Annotated in this window: 23 protein-coding genes and 1 riboswitch; of the genes, 18 read left to right on the forward strand and 5 right to left on the reverse strand. The window is 63.2% G+C overall.

Annotated features, from left to right (window positions below):
• Positions 1 to 213: 213 nt before the first annotated feature.
• From EDD75_RS08610 to EDD75_RS11460, 9 genes are all read left to right on the forward strand, one after another.
• Positions 214 to 444, forward strand: coding sequence for a hypothetical protein (locus tag EDD75_RS08610; RefSeq protein WP_123931115.1), 231 nt, complete (start codon positions 214 to 216; stop codon positions 442 to 444).
• Positions 441 to 860: a type II toxin-antitoxin system VapC family toxin gene (locus tag EDD75_RS08615; protein ID WP_123931118.1), complete on the forward strand. Its 420-nt coding sequence runs from the start codon at positions 441 to 443 to the stop codon at positions 858 to 860. The genes EDD75_RS08610 and EDD75_RS08615 overlap by 4 nt, the downstream gene beginning before the upstream one ends.
• Before the next feature lie 412 nt (positions 861 to 1,272).
• Positions 1,273 to 1,494 (forward strand): DUF2283 domain-containing protein, encoded by a 222-nt coding sequence (locus tag EDD75_RS08620; RefSeq protein WP_123931121.1) that lies wholly within the window; start codon positions 1,273 to 1,275, stop codon positions 1,492 to 1,494.
• Between the two features lie 331 nt (positions 1,495 to 1,825).
• Positions 1,826 to 2,041 (forward strand): hypothetical protein, encoded by a 216-nt coding sequence (locus EDD75_RS08625; protein WP_123931124.1) that lies wholly within the window; start codon positions 1,826 to 1,828, stop codon positions 2,039 to 2,041.
• Between the two features lie 105 nt (positions 2,042 to 2,146).
• Positions 2,147 to 2,440 carry a PIN domain-containing protein gene (locus tag EDD75_RS08630; protein ID WP_123931127.1) on the forward strand — a complete coding sequence of 98 codons (294 nt, stop codon included), beginning with the start codon at positions 2,147 to 2,149 and terminating at the stop codon, positions 2,438 to 2,440.
• A gap of 77 nt (positions 2,441 to 2,517) precedes the next feature.
• Entirely contained in the window at positions 2,518 to 2,712 is a 195-nt protein-coding gene (locus tag EDD75_RS08635) for a TolC family protein (protein WP_170157780.1), read from the forward strand.
• A gap of 113 nt (positions 2,713 to 2,825) precedes the next feature.
• Positions 2,826 to 3,146 (forward strand): hypothetical protein, encoded by a 321-nt coding sequence (locus EDD75_RS08640; protein WP_123931135.1) that lies wholly within the window; start codon positions 2,826 to 2,828, stop codon positions 3,144 to 3,146.
• Complete coding sequence (locus tag EDD75_RS08645) at positions 3,139 to 3,486, forward strand: toxin-antitoxin system TumE family protein (RefSeq protein WP_245963161.1); 348 nt, start codon at positions 3,139 to 3,141, stop codon at positions 3,484 to 3,486. The genes EDD75_RS08640 and EDD75_RS08645 overlap by 8 nt, the downstream gene beginning before the upstream one ends.
• A 122-nt stretch (positions 3,487 to 3,608) precedes the next feature.
• Positions 3,609 to 3,737 carry a hypothetical protein gene (locus EDD75_RS11460; RefSeq protein WP_281277527.1) on the forward strand — a complete coding sequence of 43 codons (129 nt, stop codon included), beginning with the start codon at positions 3,609 to 3,611 and terminating at the stop codon, positions 3,735 to 3,737.
• 144 nt (positions 3,738 to 3,881) lie between these two features.
• On the opposite strand, the gene EDD75_RS08650 is transcribed toward EDD75_RS11460, so the two are convergent.
• Positions 3,882 to 4,319 (reverse strand): spore coat protein, encoded by a 438-nt coding sequence (locus tag EDD75_RS08650; protein ID WP_123931141.1) that lies wholly within the window; start codon positions 4,317 to 4,319, stop codon positions 3,882 to 3,884.
• A gap of 69 nt (positions 4,320 to 4,388) precedes the next feature.
• Entirely contained in the window at positions 4,389 to 4,619 is a 231-nt protein-coding gene (locus tag EDD75_RS08655) for a ferritin family protein (protein WP_123931144.1), read from the reverse strand.
• A 201-nt stretch (positions 4,620 to 4,820) separates the two neighbouring features.
• On the opposite strand from EDD75_RS08655, the gene miaB reads away from it, so the two are divergent.
• The 8 genes from miaB (at position 4,821) to EDD75_RS08695 (ending at position 14,697) form a co-directional block, all read left to right on the forward strand.
• Entirely contained in the window at positions 4,821 to 6,149 is a 1,329-nt protein-coding gene (gene miaB, locus EDD75_RS08660) for a tRNA (N6-isopentenyl adenosine(37)-C2)-methylthiotransferase MiaB (RefSeq protein ID WP_123931147.1), read from the forward strand.
• 180 nt (positions 6,150 to 6,329) lie between these two features.
• Positions 6,330 to 6,725 (forward strand): YlbF/YmcA family competence regulator, encoded by a 396-nt coding sequence (locus tag EDD75_RS08665; protein ID WP_123931150.1) that lies wholly within the window; start codon positions 6,330 to 6,332, stop codon positions 6,723 to 6,725.
• A gap of 197 nt (positions 6,726 to 6,922) precedes the next feature.
• The gene (gene mutS / locus EDD75_RS08670) at positions 6,923 to 9,523 is read left to right on the forward strand and encodes a DNA mismatch repair protein MutS (RefSeq protein ID WP_123931153.1); all 2,601 of its coding nucleotides are present in this window, start codon (positions 6,923 to 6,925) and stop codon (positions 9,521 to 9,523) included.
• 2 nt (positions 9,524 to 9,525) lie between these two features.
• A complete protein-coding gene (mutL, locus tag EDD75_RS08675) occupies positions 9,526 to 11,355 on the forward strand; it encodes a DNA mismatch repair endonuclease MutL (RefSeq protein ID WP_123931156.1) in 1,830 nt (609 codons plus the stop codon).
• Positions 11,356 to 11,365: 10 nt separating this feature from the next.
• Positions 11,366 to 12,154, forward strand: a complete 789-nt coding sequence (locus tag EDD75_RS08680) for a class I SAM-dependent methyltransferase (RefSeq protein ID WP_123931159.1) — start codon at positions 11,366 to 11,368, stop codon at positions 12,152 to 12,154.
• A complete protein-coding gene (gene miaA, locus EDD75_RS08685; protein WP_123931162.1) occupies positions 12,151 to 13,086 on the forward strand; it encodes a tRNA (adenosine(37)-N6)-dimethylallyltransferase MiaA in 936 nt (311 codons plus the stop codon). Before EDD75_RS08680 ends, miaA begins: the two co-directional genes overlap by 4 nt.
• A 69-nt stretch (positions 13,087 to 13,155) precedes the next feature.
• Positions 13,156 to 13,407: an RNA chaperone Hfq gene (hfq, locus tag EDD75_RS08690; protein ID WP_123931165.1), complete on the forward strand. Its 252-nt coding sequence runs from the start codon at positions 13,156 to 13,158 to the stop codon at positions 13,405 to 13,407.
• Positions 13,408 to 13,431: 24 nt separating this feature from the next.
• Complete coding sequence (locus EDD75_RS08695) at positions 13,432 to 14,697, forward strand: methionine gamma-lyase family protein (RefSeq protein ID WP_123931975.1); 1,266 nt, start codon at positions 13,432 to 13,434, stop codon at positions 14,695 to 14,697.
• On the opposite strand, the gene EDD75_RS08700 is transcribed toward EDD75_RS08695, so the two are convergent.
• The 3 genes from EDD75_RS08700 to EDD75_RS08710 form a co-directional block, all read right to left on the reverse strand.
• Positions 14,676 to 15,575, reverse strand: coding sequence for an NAD(P)H-binding protein (locus tag EDD75_RS08700; RefSeq protein ID WP_123931169.1), 900 nt, complete (start codon positions 15,573 to 15,575; stop codon positions 14,676 to 14,678). The genes EDD75_RS08695 and EDD75_RS08700 overlap by 22 nt on opposite strands.
• Before the next feature lie 130 nt (positions 15,576 to 15,705).
• Positions 15,706 to 16,647 carry a thioredoxin-disulfide reductase gene (trxB, locus tag EDD75_RS08705; protein ID WP_211328163.1) on the reverse strand — a complete coding sequence of 314 codons (942 nt, stop codon included), beginning with the start codon at positions 16,645 to 16,647 and terminating at the stop codon, positions 15,706 to 15,708.
• The gene (locus tag EDD75_RS08710) at positions 16,616 to 17,479 is read right to left on the reverse strand and encodes a carbon-nitrogen hydrolase family protein (protein ID WP_123931175.1); all 864 of its coding nucleotides are present in this window, start codon (positions 17,477 to 17,479) and stop codon (positions 16,616 to 16,618) included. Before EDD75_RS08710 ends, trxB begins: the two co-directional genes overlap by 32 nt.
• 184 nt (positions 17,480 to 17,663) lie before the next feature.
• Between EDD75_RS08710 and EDD75_RS08715 the strand changes: the two genes are divergently transcribed.
• Positions 17,664 to 18,161: a ferredoxin domain-containing protein gene (locus tag EDD75_RS08715; RefSeq protein ID WP_211328183.1), complete on the forward strand. Its 498-nt coding sequence runs from the start codon at positions 17,664 to 17,666 to the stop codon at positions 18,159 to 18,161.
• A gap of 81 nt (positions 18,162 to 18,242) precedes the next feature.
• Positions 18,243 to 18,454, forward strand: a riboswitch (cobalamin riboswitch).
• Positions 18,455 to 18,575: the final 121 nt, after the last annotated feature.

The raw sequence follows: 18,575 nt of genomic DNA on the forward strand, positions 1-18,575 counted from the left end.
TCAACTGAGGGAAGGGCGAACAATTACTGGGAAAGTGGAAGGTTGCTGGCGGCGTTCCCCGTTAGAGGTAAGAGGGGCCGTCTCTTTAAGTTGAGTGCGGGGGCTACCTGGCGCTACCGCACCGGCCGCCCGGTAATTGAGTTAACGAAGTCCTGAGTGGTAGAATTGAAAACAAAAGGGCTTCTGAACGGTTCTGAAAGGAGGGGGGTATTCGTGCCCTACAAAGGCATTGTAAAAGGCAACGTGGTGGTTCTTGAAGGAGGCGTTAAGCTACCGGACGGTTTGCCGGTCTTTGTGGAGCCGGTAAGAGGTGATCGGCGGCCTGATTTTGAGAAGGACCCTTTTCTCAGCGTTGACGAGTGGGCGCCAGAATCTCCGGATGACGCGCCTGCAGACTTGGCTCACCGGCACGATCGCTATCTTTACGAGGCAGATGAGCGGTGAGTAGGGCTGTTTTTATAGACACGGCGGGATGGCTGGCTTTAATAAACCGTCAGGACCAGCTTCATGTCCAGGCAGTAGAAGTCTACCGTAGCCTGGGTAATGTTGGTCGGGTTACTACAGATGCTGTGCTAATCGAGACGTGCAACGCATTAAGTAAAGCTTCTCTTAGGCCGCTTGCCCAAGCTTTCATGCAGAAAATTAAAGAGGCTGAAAAGCTTGGGGTGCTTAAAGTTGTTCACGTTACTAAGGATTTGTTGGCGGAGGGTTGGAAGCTGTTCAAGGGGCGGCCAGACAAGGAGTGGAGCCTCACCGACTGCATCAGCTTTGTGGTAATGAGGCGCCGCAGGTGTCAAAAGGCTTTCACTTCTGACCAGCACTTTGTTCAGGCTGGGTTTGAGCGCTTGTTGCAGGCCTGACGGCAAAAGAAGACAGTCATAGCGGGGGCGCAGCAAGAATAATCTAACTGCTGTAGCCGGGACGGCCTTAGCCGAGGCGGCTTTAGCCGAAGCGCAGGCGGACCTTTACGGCATCAGGTGCCAGCACGCAGTGCTCCTGTCCTCTTGGCGCTACCGCACCGGCCGTCCGGTGGCAATGTTTTGAGTGCTGTTCGGCGGAAAGTCTGGGTGACGGGCTGCACCAACTGTCCTGGACTCGTTGCGACCGGTATGCTAAACTGAAGCACATGCGTATTTCTGTATTCCAGCGGCGCTATGCCGAAGGCGGCAAAGAATATTTAATCCGGGTGGCGGCCAGATTAGAGGGAAGTGCGTGGGTAGTGCTTACCGCCTATAAGACCTCAAAGGTTCAAAAGTACTGGAGGGATGACTTATGAGGTTTCGGTATGATCCGGATGCTGATGCTCTATATATTCGTTTTAAAGAGGGAGTAATTGCGGATACAGAAGAAATTTCCGCCGGGGTAATGATGGACGTGGATGAAGAGGGAAATTTGCTGGGGCTGGAGATACTGAATGCCTCTAAGAAACTGGGGAAATGGCCGTTGACTGTAGAGGTAGAAATGCCCGGCATTGCCAAGGAACAGGTCTTGTAGCGGTGCCAGGAAAACTTCAGGAGGCGGCGCTGGAAGCGGCGGTTGAGACGGCGCGGGACGCGCTCCGGGTGGTTGAGGCGCAGTAGCGGGTCGGCCTGGTCGCGCGGGACAAGCTGCGCGAAGCGGAAGCAGCTTTAGCCGAAGCGCGGGCGAGCCTTTACGGCGTTCAGGTGCCAGCACGCGGCTGCCTTGGCCACCTGGCGCTACCGCACCGGCTGCCCCGTGGTGGCGTTTTGAGTGCGGGGGTCTTCAGGGGAAAAGGGGAGAAGGTTTTATTTTGGGGCAGGAGCTAACTTCTGGTACAATGGTGCTTGAAGGGAGGCGGTGGACTGTGGCGCTGGAGAAAATCTTAGAGGAGATAAAAAAACTTTCGGCGACGGAACGGGAGCGCTTGATCCGGGAGCTTGAGGGAGACAAGAGGCGGGATAAAGCCCGGGAAGAGTTTGAAAAGGCCGCCGGCTCGTGGCCCGACTTCGACGCGGAAGGATTCGTTGCCGAGGTTTACCGGCGGCGGGAAAGAAGTGAAAGGCCAGCAATAGAATGGTGACGGCCAAGTACCTAATAGACACCGACTGGATCGTTTTCTATTTGCGCGGCAGGGAACCATACGTCTCTACTTTGAAAAGGCTGCAAAAGGAAGGCCTAGCGGTGAGTGTTATATCAGTTGCCGAGTTATACGAGGGTGTTTTTCGAGGCCAAAACCCTCACCAGGGAAGAGGGGCTGGCGCGCTTTCTCGCCGGCGTAGTGGTAGTGGACGTGAATAAAGACGTGGCTAGGGTCTTCGGGCAACTTCGGGCGGAACTGCGGCAGCAGGGACTAACTGTCGCTGACCTTGACCTGCTGATAGGAAGCACTGCTGTTCATTACAGTTTGCTGTTACTGACAGACAACCGGAGGCACTACGAAAAGATTCCGGGTCTGCGGTTAGCGGAACCGGTAAGTTGAAGGGTTGATTTCTACAGCCTGCAAGCCCTTGGCCCGGGTTCAAGAGATCGTCGCTTGTCCTGGTCTGGGCGGCTGCGGTGCGGACGGCGCAGGACGCGCTACGGGTGGTTGAGGCGCAGTACAAGGTGGGCTTGGTCGCGCGGGACAAGGTGCGCGAAGCCGAGGCGGCTTTAGCCGAAGCGCAGGCAAGCCTTTACGGCACCAGGTGCCAGTACGCGGCGGTTTTGGCCACCTGGCGGTATTTGACGGGCCGCCCCGTGGCGATGTTTTGAGTGCTGTTCGGCGGAAGTCTGGATGACGGGCTACACCAACTGTCCTGGACTCGTTGCGACCGGTATGGTAGACTGAGGGTAAGTGGATCAAGGGCGCGAAGGGGGTAGGGATTATGGGCAAAGAAGCGGGTAATCTTGACGCAGCCTTTTTACGGAAGGTTCGCCCGGTTCTGAGGGAGCTGGGGTTTGCGAGTGAAAGAGAGGCCTTAAAGGAGCAAGCTCTCCTGTTGCTTTTGAGCAAGATAAGCCGTTATGAGGCAGAATGCGCTTTTTTTCAGAAGAAATACGGAATGTCGTTTGAAGAATTCCTCAAACACCTCAAGGGGCAGGGAAAAGAAGATTTTGAGAAGGAGGATGACCTTCTCGACTGGCGCTTTGCCGCCGAAACGTTAGCTGAGCTGAAGCAGCGGGTGCAGGAAATTGAACGTGCTTAACGTCGTCAGGGCTCATCACGCGATTATCAAGGACTTCGCAGTTGAGCTGTTCGAGCGTGAGGGAAATAGGCGGCGCCTCAAGGCGCGGCTTATTTTTTTCGACGGTAGCACGTTGCACGTAAAGGAGTATTACTTTGGCGACCAGAGAAAATATGCTTACCACTGGATGAACACGAAGGGAGAACTTATCATCCGCTGGGATAACGCTCCTCACTGGCCCGGTGTTAAGACTTTTCCCCACCATAAGCACGTTGGGTCTGTTGAGAATGTTCAACCATCCTTAGAAACGGGCTTGGTTGAGGTGTTAACGGTAATCAAGGATAAAATATCCGCCCCGTAGGGATCGTGCCCTGCAGGAGGCGCCCAGCACTCAACTCAGAAAGATAGTTCCTCTATCCATTTTTTTGAGGGGGGGTCCCTTCTAAACTTCCATTTTGGCAGTAAGAGTTGCACCTCTTTTGGTTGAGTGCTGGAGAAGCCGAGGCAGCTTTAGCCGAGGTGCGGGCGAACCTTTACGGCGTCAGGTGCCAGCACGCGGCGCTCCTCGCCACCTGGCGCTATCTCACCGGCCGCCCGGTGGCGGCGTTTTGAGTGCGGGGGTCTTCAGGGGAAAAGGGGAGAAGGCAAGCCGATACCGGAAGACAGGAGCAGTTTCACCCGCTTGTCTTAATAATGTTTAAACCTGAAGGGTGACGGTGAAGTTAAAAACCACCCCGGAGGCGGGGTGGTTTTTCATTACCAGCGGTGGGCTTCGCCTTCCGGCCGGTAGCCGCCTTCGGGCCGGTAGCCGGTTTCCGGCCGGGCTTGGTACTCGGGGCGGAAACCAGGGGTTTGTTCCGGCCGCATCCCTGGCGTGGTGCCGTACTCCGGACGCATCCCCGGCGTAGCGCCGTAATAGGGCTGCGCTTCGCCGGGCCGGGCGTAGGCTGTAGGCTGGCCGGCGGCGTGGTAGGGTTGCGCCCCGGCGTGGGCCATGTCGACGGGGTACCAGCCGCGCTGGTGCATGGCGTCAAAAAGCATCTTGGCGCCGGTGACCTCATCGTTCATCATCCGGATGAAGGCGTTCCGCACCTGGTCGTGGGCTGATTCAAGCGCTGCCATGTGGTAGCCGTGGGAGAAGAATTTGGCGTCGATCAGGCAGTCGGTGAGAATGTCCCTCTCGTCGAGCTGCATTGTTTACCCTCCTCGAAAGTTTTGCCCGCACCGCGGTTGGCCTAGCGGCGCGGGTTCGGTTCCGGCCCCTTAAAAGTGAGTAGCGGGCGACTGGGGGATGCCGGCTTGACCGAGCAGGCTCTGGAGCGTGCCGATGTGCTGCTGGCTCACCTGATTCATCTGGTTCAAGAGGTTTTTGAGCGCCGGGTCGCGGACCTGTTCGGCGTAGCCCGCCAGTTTTTTGGCGCGCACCTGCTCGATGCCTAAGTGGTGCCGGAGCTGCAGCTTTTCCATTTCGCTGATGGCGATCTGGACCATCATTACCACCTCCTCGGTCTATTTTGCCACCACCGGGGGCGCTCTATCCGGGGCCGGGAAAATTTCCGCTGGTCGTGGTAAAATTACAGGGGAGTGGGTTTGGGGGCGCGGGCTATACGGCAGGACCAACCCCCATAGAAAATGCCTTGAACGCCGAACGTAGAACGCCGAACGTAGAACGTAGAACGTTAAAAGGAGGCTTCTATGCCTGGCAAATACTACATCCGGACTTACGGTTGTCAGATGAACGAGTGGGACAGCGAGGTGATGGCCGGGATCGTCGAGGAGTTAGGTTACGAGCGGGCGGTGCGACCGGCGGAGGCGGACCTGGTGCTGGTCAACACCTGTTGCGTGCGCCAGACGGCGGAGAACAAGGTGTGGGGGCTGCTCGGGACCCTAGGCCGGCTGAAGAAAAAGCGGCCGGGAATGGTCATCGCCGTCACCGGCTGTATGCCGCAGCAGGAAGGGGTGGCGGCGGAGATCCGGCGGCGCTTTCCCTTCGTGGACCTGGTGCTCGGGACGCACAACCGGCATGAGCTGGCGCGGCTCTTAGAGCGGGTGCGGGCGGAGGGGCCGGTGGTGGCGGTTTGGCCGGAGGCGTGCTGTGTCCCTGAGGGTTTGCCCGTCAGGCGGGAGAGCCGCCTCCGGGCCTGGGTGCCGGTGATGTTCGGCTGCGACAACTTTTGCGCTTACTGCGTGGTGCCTTACGTCCGGGGACGGGAGCGAAGCCGGCGGCCGGAGGATATCCTCCGGGAGGTCGAGGCGCTGGCCGCGGCGGGTTACCGGGAGATAGTGCTGTTAGGGCAGAACGTGAACGCCTACGGGAAGGGGCTCCAGCCCCGGGTCACCTTCGCGGACCTTCTATCGATGGTGAACGGGGTTGACGGCATCTGGCGCATCCGTTACACTACCTCCCACCCGCGGGATTTCGACGCTGCGCTCATCACGGTGGTGGCGCGGTTGGAGAAGGTCTGCGAGAATTTCCACCTGCCGGTGCAGGCGGGTTCAGACCGGATCCTGAAGCTGATGCGGCGGGGCTACACCCGGGCGGATTACCTGAACCTGGTGGCAAAGATCCGGGCGGCGGTGCTGGGAGCGAGCATCACGACCGACATCATGGTTGGTTTCCCGGGGGAGACGGAGGAAGATTTCGCGGCTACGCTGGATCTGGTACGGCAGGTGCGCTTCGACCAGGCCTTTACGTTTGTTTATAACCCGCGCCGGGGCACGCCGGCGGCCGCTTTGCCCGACCAGGTACCGGAGGAGGTGAAGTCGCGCCGCATCCAGGAGCTGATCGCGGTGCAGCAGGCGATCAGCCGGGAGCTGAACCGGGCGGAGGAGGGCCGGGTGCACGAGGTTTTGGTGGAGGGGCCGAGCGAGTACGACCGGGAAAAGCTCGCGGGCCGGACGCGGACGAATAAAACGGTCGTTTTCAAGGGCGATGAAGGGCTGGTTGGCCGCCTGGTCCCGGTGCGGATTACGGCGGGGCACCTCACTTTTTTGGAGGGGGAAGTAGAGGGGGCTGCCCGGTAAAAAAGGGGACGGTGCCGGCAACGGTGGGTTTATTTTTCCGTGCGCCTCGTTTAAGCGGCGGTGCTTGCTAAACGGCCCTTATTCGCTTATAATTTAGCAAATACCCCTTGATACCCCCGGCGGCCCTGCGTCAGGTTGAGTGGGTGGTAGAGGGGGGCCGTAAGGAGGGGGTGAAATAAGGTGTCCGTACTCGTAAAAGCTTTGGAGCTGGGAACGGCGCTGAGCCAGTGCGAGGAACTCCGGAACCTGCGGGAGGCGGAACAGGCGATGTTCGCCGATTCCGAGGCGCGGGCGCTCATCGAGGAGTTCCACCAGTGCCGCCAGGAACTCGAGTTTGCGCGTGTCAGAGGGATGCAGCCCGGGCCGGAACTGCAGCAGGCGATAGGTTCGGTTCAGGCGCGCATGGGTGCTAATCCACTGGTCCGGCGGTTTTTTGAGGCGCAGGAACAGTTCAGCCGCATCCTGCAGGAGATCAACCAGATTTTAAACCACGCGATAAGCGGTCAGGGCGGTTGCGAACCGGGTGGGTGCTCGGCTTGCGGCGGCGGGTGCGGGGGCGAGTGTGACGAGGATTAGCCCCCGTCGGAGCGTCTGAAAAACCACCGGCAATAACCGGTTCTATAGTTTGAAAGGCTTTAACCCCCGAAGTGCCGGGGGTTGTTTTTTGCCTTCCGGTCATCTGGTATAATTTAAGAAAACCGGTGCTACGCTTAGCGATTGCCGCTGCCGGTTTTTCGGCTGGCGATCCGGCTTACAAGAGGAGGCCTTTCTCCTTGAGCCTTACCCCCATGATGCAGCAATACATGGAGATTAAAAAGGAATATCCCGACGCCATCCTCTTTTTCCACCTGGGCGATTTTTACGAGATGTTTTTCGAGGATGCGGAGCGGGCGGCGCCGGTCTTGGAGGTGGCGCTGACTTCCCGCGACGCGGGGAAGCTCGGGCGGGTGCCGATGTGCGGGGTTCCCTGCCACAGCGCGGCCGGGTACATCGCGCGGCTGGTAGGCCGGGGCTTCAAAGTGGCGATTTGCGAGCAGTTGGAGGATCCGGCGCAGGCAAAGGGGCTGGTGCGGCGGGGGGTTACGCGGGTCATCACGCCCGGCACCTTTTTCGAGGGGCAGCCGGAAGACCAGGCGCAAAGTACCTACGTGGTCAGCGTGGCGCCGGTTGGTAAAACGGCCTTCGGTCTTGCGGTGGCGGATGTGGGCACGGGCGATTTCCGGGTCACGGAGTTTGCCGGTCCGGCGGCAAAGAGCGAGCTTTACGACGAGATTTACCGGCTCCAGCCGGTGGAAGCGGTGCTTCCGGAAGGAGAGAAGGAGCTGGCGGGGCTGGCGCGGGCTGCCGCACCAGCGGCGGTCACCTTTTACCCGGCGGACTTTTTTGCGCCGCATCGGGCCAGGGAGGCGCTGCGCGCTTTCCGCGCGGCGGGGGAGTGGCTGGGGGCCGAGGGAGCCGGGCACGAGGCGGCGGTGGCGGCCGCGGGTGCCCTGGCGGCCTACCTGCAGGAGACGCAGAAACGGGAGCTTGTTCATCTCCAGACGATCTCTTTTTATACTCCCGACGGCTTTATGCTCCTTGACGCGGCCACCCGGCGGAACCTTGAGCTTACACGTTCGCTCCAGGACGGCGGTCGCAAGGGGACGCTCTTGGAGGTCCTTGATTATACGCTGACGGGAATGGGGGGGCGGCGGCTACGGGAATGGCTCGAGCAGCCGCTCTTGTCGCCGCAGGCGATAGAGGCGCGCCTCGCGGCGGTGGCGCCTTTGGTGGCGGATGAGGGGCTCCGGGAGGCGGTGCGGGCGGGGTTGAAAAAGATCGGCGACCTGGAGCGGCTCGCGGGGAAGCTGGCCTACGGGATGGCTAACGCCCGCGACCTCCTATCGCTGAAGGAGGCGTTGCGGGCGGCGGCCGGGCTGCGCGAACTTTTGGGGGCGGCGGCGGGCCTGCTGGGTCAGATCCGGGAACGGCTTGCGGATCTCGGGGACGTGGTGGCGCTTATCGAACGGGCGATTGCGCCAGAGCCGCCGGCGGTTTTGAATGAAGGGGGGCTCATCCGGGAGGGCTACGACGAAACGGTGGACCGGCTGCGCGCGGTGCGGCGGGATGCGCGCAGCTTCATCGCGGCGCTGGAGGCGAAGGAACGGGAGCGGACCGGGATCAAGTCCCTGAAGGTCGGCTACAACCGCGTTTTCGGCTACTACATCGAGGTGACCAAGGCCAACCTGGCGCTGGTGCCTCCCGATTACCAGCGGCGGCAGACCCTCGCCACTGCGGAGCGCTTTATCACGCCGGAGCTGAAGGAGTACGAGGAGATGGCGCTGGGCGCGGAAGAGAAGCTCAACCAGCGCGAGTACGAGCTTTTCTGCGCGGTTCGGGAAGCGGCAGCGGGGGCAATCGACCGCATCTTACGGACGGCGCGGGCGCTCGGCGAGCTCGACGCGCTCCAGTCGCTGGCGGTGGCTGCGGTGCGGGGGAACTACGTGCGCCCCCAAGTGAACGAGGGCGGCGCGATAATCATCAGGGAGGGCCGCCACCCGGTCGTGGAGCGTTTTTTGGGGCCGGGCGGCTTTGTTCCTAACGATACCCACCTCGACGATGCGGGGCGGCGGATCGCCATTATCACGGGGCCAAACATGGCCGGGAAAAGTACCTACATGCGCCAGGTGGCGCTCATTGTGCTGTTGGCGCAAGTTGGCAGTTTTGTGCCGGCGGCAGAGGCGACGATCGGGGTGGTGGACCGCATCTTCACCCGCATCGGCGCGGCGGATAACCTGGCCGGGGGCCAGAGCACTTTCATGATGGAAATGAGCGAGTGCCGGACGATCCTTACCGGGGCGACGCGGCGCAGCCTGGTCATCATGGACGAGGTGGGGCGGGGAACGAGCACCTACGACGGGATGAGCATCGCCCGGGCGATTATCGAGTACCTCGCCACCCGGATCGGGGCGAAGACGCTTTTTTCGACGCACTACCACGAACTCACCGATCTCGACCGGCTGAGCGGGGTTTTCAACCTGACGGTGGCGGTGCGGGAGGACGCTTCGGGCGTTGCTTTTCTCTACCGGGTGGTACCGGGGAAGGCGGATAAGAGCTACGGGATTCAGGTCGCGGCGCTCGCGGGGCTGCCGGCGCCTGTTCTGGCCCGGGCGCGGGAGATTCTAACGGCGCTCGAAGCCCGCGCCGGGGGTAGCCGGCGGGTTGTCCAACTCGAGATTTTCCCGCAGCCGGAGGGGCACCCGGTAGTGGAGCGGCTCGCGGCACTCGACACCGATAACCTGACGCCGCTTCAGGCGCTTAACATCTTGGCCGAGCTGAAGGATGCGGTGGCCGCGGTAAAATCCTCGCGGCGCGGCAGGCGGGGAGGACGCTGAAAATGGGCCGGATAAAGGTGCTCGACCCGGAAACGGTGGGCCTGGTCGCGGCGGGAGAAGTGGTCGACCGGCCGGCGTCGGTGGTGAAGGAGCTGGTAGAAAATGCCTTCGACGCGGGGGCGAGCTGCGTCGAGGTGGTGGTAGATAAGGAACTGAAGAGCATTACCGTCCGGGATAACGGCTGCGGGATTGCCGAAGCGGACGTTCTGTTGGCCTTTGAGCGGCACGCGACGAGCAAGATTACTTGCGGTGCGGATCTTGAACGGATTACCACCTTTGGCTTCCGGGGCGAGGCGCTGCCCAGCATCGCGGCGGTGGCGCGGGTGGAGCTGAAAACCAGGGTGGCCGATGCGGTTGGCGGGACCCTGGTGCGGATCGAGGGCGGGCAGGTGGTGGATTTTAGGCCGGTGGGGGCGCCGCCCGGGACGACGGTGACGGTGCGCGACCTTTTTTACAACACGCCGGCGCGGCGGAAGTTTCTGAGCTCGCCGCGCGTAGAACTGGGGCGCGTGACGGAGATGACCGGGCGTCTGGCGCTCGGCCGTCCGGACGTGGCGGTGCGTCTGGAGAGCGGCGGGCGGGAACTCTTCCGCACGCCCGGAACGGGGCTGGCGGGGGCGGTGCGGGCGATCTACGGCGAGGCGGTGGCGGCGGCGCTCGTCCCGGTAGAGGCCGAAGGGGCAGGGGCGCGGCTGACGGGTTTTGTGGGCAGGCCGGAGCTCGTGCGGACCACCCGCCGCGGGCAAACGTGGTTCGTTAACGGGCGCTACGTGAAGCACGGGGGGTTAACGGCGGCGGTTTACGAGGCTTACGGCACCTTGCTGCCGGCTGGCAAGCACCCCTTTTTCGTGCTGCACCTGACGCTTGACCCCGGTTTTGTGGATGTGAATGTTCACCCGCAGAAGCTAACGGTCCGCTTCGACCAGGAGCGGGAGGTCCTCGCCTTTGCGCGCGGCGCCGTGAAAAAAGCGCTTTTCGGCCGTGCCGTCTTGATTCCCGGAACGAAAGGAAAAGGGACAACGGGTGGGATGCCGTCCGGAGCCGGTTTCCGGCGGGGGCTTCCCGACCGGTTGCCTGGACGGGAGCCGGTTCCTGGTGTTTTTTTTAGGGAAGAGACCGGACGCTACGGGGCGGGGGCTGCGGGGTTGGCTGCGGCTACGGCGGAAGAGGCGGCTCAGGTGCGGCTTTTGCCGGGCGAAGGGGGACTTCCCGGTGCCAGAAGCGAAGGAGATGCCGCAACCGGGACGGCGGGCGCCATTTTCCCTACCCTTGAGTATCTCGCTTTTTTGCCGCCCACCTACATCTTGGCTGCCGGGCCCGAAGGGCTTTACCTAATAGACCAGCACGCGGCGCACGAAAGGGTGCTCTTCGAGGCGTTCGGGGCGGCTCTGGCGCGCGGCGGGATCGCCAGCCAGTTGTTAGTGACCCCGGAGCTGGTAGAGGTCCGGGGCTTCGATCCGGAGGCGGCGGGAGAGCTCGCGCGCTTCGGCTTTTTAGTGGAAGCCTTTGGCGAAGACGCCGCGCTGCTCCGGGGCGTGCCGGCGGGCTTGGGTGCGGAGTGCGGGCGGTTGTTGCTGGCGGAGCTGCTCGATCTTTTGGCCGCGGGGGAGCAGGCGGACGGGGGGCCGGGCGCGGGCCGGGAAAAGGCCGCGCTTGCTTCGCTCGCCTGCCACGCAGCGGTTAAGGCGGGCGAACGGCTTACGGCACCAGAAGCGGCGGCCCTGATCAGCCAGCTGGCCGCCTGCCGGGAGCCTTTCACCTGCCCCCACGGGCGTCCGACCACGGTCTGCCTCGGTTACGAGGAGCTGGCGCGGCGTTTCGGCAGGAGGTAACGGTTTTATCGTGGCGGTGCTGGTGACGACCACCCACGGGGCGGGCGAGGATGCGGCTGCGGCAGGCCGGGCGCTGGCAGCCCGGATGGGTGTTCCGTTTGTGCCGCGCGGCGGTCACGGTCTTGCGGCGCTGCTATCCCGGGAGGGGGCGGAGGCGGCGTTAGTTTTCGGGCCCCAGCGCTTGAGCCTTGTTTTTTACAGGGACGGCCGCCGGGAAGAATTCTTTTTCCATCCCGGGACTGCGCTGCTGCGCATAAAGAATATCCTCGCTGGGAAACCTGACCAGATGATACGGGCGATGGCGCTCCGCTCCGGGGACACAGTTCTCGACTGCACCCTGGGGCTCGGCGCCGACGCGCTTGTGGCGAGTTTTGTTGCCGGGCCCCAGGGCCGCGTGGTGGGGGTGGAGAAGGTGGCGCCGCTGGCTGCGGTGGTTGAGTACGGGTTGCGCCATTACGTGGAAGAACTGCTCCTCACGGCCGCGATGCGGCGGATCGAGGTAGTGGTGGCCGACCACTATGATTATCTCCTGCAGCTGCCGGCGGCGAGCTTCGATGTTGTCTATTTCGACCCTTTCTTCCGGGTGCCGGTGAAGGGGGCAGCGCAGGTTGCGCCGCTGCGGGCCGTCGGAGAGAGAGCGCCTCTTGAGGAGGAGACGGTACGGGCGGCGCTCCGGGTGGCGCGCCGGCGGGTGGTGCTGAAGGAGCGGCGGGGAAGCGCGGAGTTCGCGCGCCTGGGCTTCCGGGAGATTTACGGCGGGCGGCACGCCCACGTCGCCTACGGTGTGATGGAAAAATGACGGCGAGGCTGCCCTTGTTAGTGATCACGGGACCAACGGCCACGGGAAAATCGGCGGTTGCGGTCGAGGTGGCGCTCCGGGTCGGTGGCGAAGTGATTTCGGCTGATTCGATGATGGTTTACCGGGGCATGGATATCGGCACCGCCAAACCAACACCGGCGGAGCGCAAAGGGGTGCCGCACTATCTGATCGACGTCGTGGACCCGGAGGAGGATTTTAGCGTTGCTGCTTTCCAGGCGCTGGCGCGAGAGCATATCCAGGAAATCAACGCGCGGGGCCGCCTGCCCATCCTTACCGGCGGCACCGGGCTTTACATCCGGGCGGTGGTAGAGGGGTTCCGCTTTGCCGGCGGGGTGAACCGGGAGCTGCGGCGGCGTCTGGCGGAAGAGGCGCGGCGTTTCGGCCCCCTTTACCTGCACGAGCGGCTGCAGGCGGTTGATCCGGAAGCGGCGGCGCGGATCCACCCGCACAATGTGAAGCGGGTGATCCGGGCGCTGGAGGTTTTCTACCAGACCGGCAAGCCGATTTCGGCAGCGGCCACCACGGCGGCACCCCGGTACGACGCGCTCGTTTTCGGGCTCTATTTGGAGCGCGAAGAGCTTTACCGGCGTATCGAGGCCCGGGTCGACGCGATGCTTGCGGCGGGGCTGGTTGACGAGGTCAAGCGTCTCCTCGCCCGGGGCGTGCCCCGCGAGGCGACCGCGATGCAGGCGCTCGGCTACAAGGAGATCGCGGCCTACTTGAAGGGGGAGGTGACCTTTGAAGAGGCGGTCCGCCTCCTGAAGCGCAACACGCGGCGGTTCGCGAAGCGGCAGTTCACGTGGTTTAAGCGGGAGGAGGGTATCCGGTGGCTTGATGTGGCGGCCTACCCCGGTCCCGCGGCAATAGCGGAAGAAATCGCCGCGCAGGTGAAGGAATATTTCGGGCGGTAGCGAAGGGAAAAAAGATACCCGGAAGAACCGGGCTCCGGGAGAGAAAAAGAGAGACGGAGGTAACAAGAGATGTCTAAAACCCAGATCAACCTGCAGGATGCTTTTCTGAACCAGGTCCGGAAGGAAAACGTTCCGGTCACCGTCTTTTTGGTAAATGGTTTTCAGCTAAAGGGTGTAGTGAGGGGCTTTGACAGTTTTACGGTTATCCTGGATAGCGAAGGGCGCCAGATGATGGTTTATAAGCACGCGATTTCGACGGTCAGCCCGGCCCGTCCCATCAGCACCGCGCCGCAGCCGCAGGAACCGCGGGCGAACGGATAGGCGCCGGGAAGCGGTGTTTTGGGCGTGGTGCGGGACCTGAAGCTGCTGGCGGCGGAAACGCTTGAAGCGGTAAAGTCGCTGTGGTGCCGCATCGATAACCTGGCGCTTGAGAACCAGCGCCGGGTGCTGGCGGCTTATCACGCGGCACGCGTCAGCGACTTTCATTTGCGCGGCTCGACCGGCTACGGCTACGGGGACGCGGGGCGCGAGGCGCTCGAAGCCGTTTACGCGGCGGTTTTCGGCGGGGCGGCGGCGCTGGTCCGGCCCCAGATCGTCTCCGGCACGCACGCCTTATCACTCTGCCTCTACGGGGTTTTGCGGCCGGGTGACGAGTTAGTGTCGGTGCAGGGCAAACCTTACGACACTCTGGAGAAGGTGATTTCCGGCGCGCCCGGGGCGCTCGCCGAATGGGGGGTGCGCTACACGCAGGTTGAGCCGCTACCCGACGGTTCCGTAGACGAGGGGGCGGTGGCCCGCGCGCTGGCGCGGCGGCCCCGGGCGGTGTTGCTCCAGCGCTCCGGAGGCTACTCTTGGCGGCGCGGGCTGCGCCTGCAGCAGATTGGGGCGCTGGTTAAGCTGGTCAAGGAGATCAGCCCTGCGACGGTGGTCATCGTGGACAACTGTTACGGCGAGTTCGTGGAAGAGGCGGAACCCCCTGCGGTCGGCGCGGACCTCTGCGCTGGCTCCCTCATCAAAAACCCGGGCGGCGGTATTGCCCCCACCGGCGGTTACGTGGTCGGGCGCGAAGAGCTGGTCGAGTTGGCGGCGAGCCGGCTCACCGCTCCCGGGCTGGGGCGGTCGGTGGGGCCCACGCTTGACTGCCAGCGCCTCTTCCTCCAGGGCTTTTTCCTGGCGCCCCATTTTGTGGCCGAGGCGCTCAAGGGCGCGGTTTTCGCGGCGCATTTTTTCGCGCGGCTCGGCTTTGAGGTTCTCCCCCGCTTTGACGAGCCGCGCAGCGACATCGTGCAGGGCATTCGCCTCGGCTCCCCGGAAAAGCTCCTGGCCTTCTGCCGGGCGATCCAGGCTACCTCGCCAGTTGACGCCCACGTCCGTCCTGAAGGCGGGCCGCTTCCCGGTTATCAGGATGCGGTGGTGATGGCCGCCGGCACCTTTATCCAGGGCGCCTCCCTCGAGTTTACCGCGGACGCCCCGGTGCGGGAGCCGTACGCGGTATACCTGCAGGGCGGGCTCTCTAAGGAGCACGTGATTTTAGGGGTCATCGCGGCGGCAGAAGCGGTTCTGGACGACGGGTTCCCCTCTACCGGCGATCATCCCCTTTTCCCGTTGTAGAGAGCGGCCAGCCCCTCGCGCAGCCCTGCCGGCTTAAACCCGAACTCTTTTTCCACGCTGTCCGGAGCGGTTACGCTGCTACAACCCATCTGCTTCAGTTCGACCGCGGTAACGGGCGGGTCGGGAAGGAGCTTTTCCATCACGGGAACCACCAAACGCAGGAGGCAGACGGGCACGGGAATTTTGAGGCGCCGGAGCTTTTTCGCGGCGAGAAAGATGTCCAGCATCTCCCGGTAGGTGAGGTGTTCCGGCCCGCCGAGGTCGATAGTCCGCCGGATGGTGCGCGGGTCTTCAAGGGCCAAACGAACGCAGCGGGCGACATCCGCGGCGGCAACCGGCTGAAAGAGCGTCTTGCTGGCGGGATAGAAGACGAAAGGCGGCGGGGAGAAGCGCACCGATTGCTCCATCCGGTCGAAGAAGCCGAAGCCGGGCCCGAAAACCACTGACGGCCGGAGAATCGTCCACGCCAGGCTGCTGTTCCGGACGATCTCCTCCGCTTCCCACTTGGAGTGGGCGTAGCGGTAGGCCGGCCCGGGCTTCACGCCGAGCGCGCTCATATGGATGAAGCGCCGTGCACCGGCTGCGGTGGCTGCCCGGACGACGTTCGCGGTTCCCGCCACGTTTATCTGCCGGAAGGTGGCGGCGCCCCGCTCCCGGATGATGGCGACGAGGTGCACCACCCCTGCGCAGCCGGCTGCCGCGCGCTGGAGCGAGGGGTAGTCGGTGACGTCGCCAGGCGCGAACGCGGGGCCATCCCCTAAGACAAAACGGGCTTTGGCGGGATCGCGCACGAGGCAGCGCACCGCGAAGCCGTTTTGCAGGAGTTCCTGGACCACGGCCCGGCCCACAAGTCCCGTGCCACCGGTTACCAGGATCACGGGTAACCCCCCCCTTTTTAAATAGGCCCGGTTGGGGCCAACACCAGCGGCCGCTGCCGCCTGTTTCCCTCCCGCGCGCCCGTTTCACGGGACAACCCTTTTCTCGCGCGGCGCGGGTGGCCCGGGAGGGCTATTGCTGCGGCGACCAGTAGGGTTTCGTCAGGTCCGTAAAAGCCGCGAGCGCTGCGGTGGCCCCCTCGCTTACCGCGGTGACGATCTGCCGGACACCGCCGGTCACGTCTCCCGCGGCGTAAACGCGGGGGATGTTTGTCCGGCCGCTCCGGTCAACCACAATAAAGCCGTCAGCAAGCGCCACACCGATGCTGGCTGCCAGCTCCGTGTTCGGCTTTTCCCCGATGGCGATGAAGACGCCGTCGGTGCGGATTTCCCGCGTTGTTCCCTCTTTCAGGTTCTTCACCAGGACGCCGGTGACCGCTTCGTCCCCGCGGATTTCTTCCACCACGCTGTTCCAGAGAACCGGGATCGCTTCGCGTTTCACCGCTTCCTTTAGGTGGTGCTCCGCGCGGAACTCGTCCCGCCGGTGGATGAGCGTCACTTCGCAACCCAGGCTTTTCAGGTAGAGCGCGTCGGTTAAAGCGGCGTTCCCGCCGCCGACCACGACGACCGCCTTATTTCTGAAGAAAAAGCCGTCGCAGACGGCGCAGTAGCTCACGCCGCGCCCGGAAAAGGCTGCCTCCCCGGGAACGCCGAGCTGCCGCGGGCCGGCGCCGGTAGCGAAGAGGAGGGCCCGGGCCGTGTAACGGTCACGGTCGGTGACGACCGTGATAATCTCGCCCGTGTTGATCGCCTTAACTTCTTCGCCTTCCTTAATGGGGACGTAGTTGCGGGCATGGGCGGCTAACTTTTCCGCTAATTCCCAGCCGGCGATTTTGGGGAAGCCCGGGTAGTTTTCCACTGCCGGGATCGCGAGAACCTGCCCCCCGGCCGCCCCTTTGTCGATGATCACCGCTTTAAGTCCGCTCCGCGCGGCGTAGATGCCGGCGGCAAGCCCCGCCGGGCCCGCACCGATAATGAGCAGGTCAAACGCCGTTTCCTTTTCCGTTCCGGTCACCTGAACATCCCTCCGCAGCACTTTTTTCTGCCGCAAGCGGCAGCTTTTGCCGGATATTTTTGAGGTATTCGCGGTCGATTTCCGCCGTGAGGATGGTTTCCTCCGGCCCGGCGCGGGCGATAACTTCTGCCCAGGGGCTCACCACCATCGAGTGACCGAAGGCCACGTAAGGGGCAGCCGGGTTGCGGGCTGGCGCTGCCCCCACCGTATAGATCTGGTTATCCACCGCGCGGGCCCGGAGTAAGAGCTCCCAGTGGGCCGGGCCGGTAATCATGTTGAAAGCTCCGGGGATCACAATAACCTCTGCCCCGCGGCGGGCCATCTCCCGGAAAAAGGCGGGGAAGCGGATGTCGAAGCAGATCGCCACCCCGATGGTTCCGAGGGCGGTGGAAAAAACCGTTGGCCCGCTTCCGGCGCTTAAGGTGGCGGATTCCCGGAAGGAAAAGCCGCCGGGAAGGTCGACGTCGAAGAGGTGGACTTTGCGGTGGCGGGCGATGAGCTTCCCTTCGGGATCGAAGACAAAGGAGGCGTTGTAAAGCCTGTCACCCTCTCGCTCGGGGATGCTGCCGCCGACGAGGTAGAGCCGCTCCTCCCGTGCCGCCTGGCTGAGCATTTGTAGGGCTTCACCGCCGGGGTAGCTTTCCGCGTAACGGGGAAAGAGTTCGGCGGCGTAGGGGCAGACGAACATTTCCGGCAGAGCCACAAGTTCTGCTCCCCGCCGGGCGGCGCGGTGGACGAGTTCCCTGGCCCGCGCAAGGTTTTCCCGCTTATCATGACGCACGTCGAGCTGACAGACCGCCACGCGGAACCGCGACGGGGGTTTTGCGGCCATCCTTCCCGCTCCCTGCATTTTCGTATGAGAGGTTAATTCGCGCCTTCCTTTTTATTTCCTGCCGGCAGGTGGATTATACCCTGCTTGCTGGCCCTTGACAAACGGGTCGCTACCGGCTAATCTTTTGGAAAAAATGGCGAGGGAGAAGCGCGTGGAAGAGATTGTGGCGCAGGTGGCCGGCTTCATGACGCTGGCGGCAAAAACGGCGCCGAAGTCGCTCGGGCAGGATTACCTGGTCACCCATACCCTCACCGGTGAAGCGGTAGGCCGCCTGGCCGACGCGATGGTGGCCTACGGGCGCGAGACCGGGAAGAAGGATTTCGACCGGGACGGGGAGAGTGTCCGCCGTGCCGCCGCCGTTTTCCTCATCGGGCTAAAGGAGGCGAAACCCTTGGGGCTTAACTGCGGTGCCTGCGGCTTTACGCGCTGCGAGGATGCGGCGCCGCACGCGGGCCCGGAGTTCCGGGGGCCGCAGTGCTTCTGGCGGGCGATGGACATGGGCATTGCGCTCGGTTCGGCCGTGAAAACCGCGGCGCTTTTCAACGTCGATAACCGGGTGATGTACCGCGCTGGCGTGGTGGCGCGGCGTCTCGGGCTCATCGACGCCGACGTTGTACTCGGGGTGCCGCTCGCGGCCACCGGGAAGAATATCTTTTTCGACCGGGTGCCGCAGAAAGAGTAAGGGAGACCGCTCTGCGTGTCGGGCCGGAACGAGCGGCTGGGCCCGCACGACGGAAAGCGGTCAGTGACAACCATCACCTTAAATAAAGTTTCCACAGCAGGTGCCCCGCCCAGCACGCAGACTTGGTGGGTGCTGGTGGGGGAGAATAGGGAAGTCCGGTGCAAGTCCGGCGCGGTCCCGCCACTGTAACGGGGAGCCAGACCGCAAGAGAGGCCACTGGTTAAAAGCCGGGAAGGCAGCGGTTCAGGGTGATGATCCGAAGCCAGGAGACCTGCCTGCTGTGCGCTCAGCTCCGGCGTGGCACCGGGGTCCGGCCTTGGATGATGGCAAAGTCCACGGCAGCGTGGGCTTTTGTTTTTTAGTTCTCCCCGGCCGCAGGCGCGGCTTAAGCGTGGGCGTGTTGCGGTCGTCAGC

The organism is Thermodesulfitimonas autotrophica, assembly GCF_003815015.1.
Lineage (GTDB): Bacteria > Bacillota > Desulfotomaculia > Desulfotomaculales > Ammonificaceae > Thermodesulfitimonas > Thermodesulfitimonas autotrophica.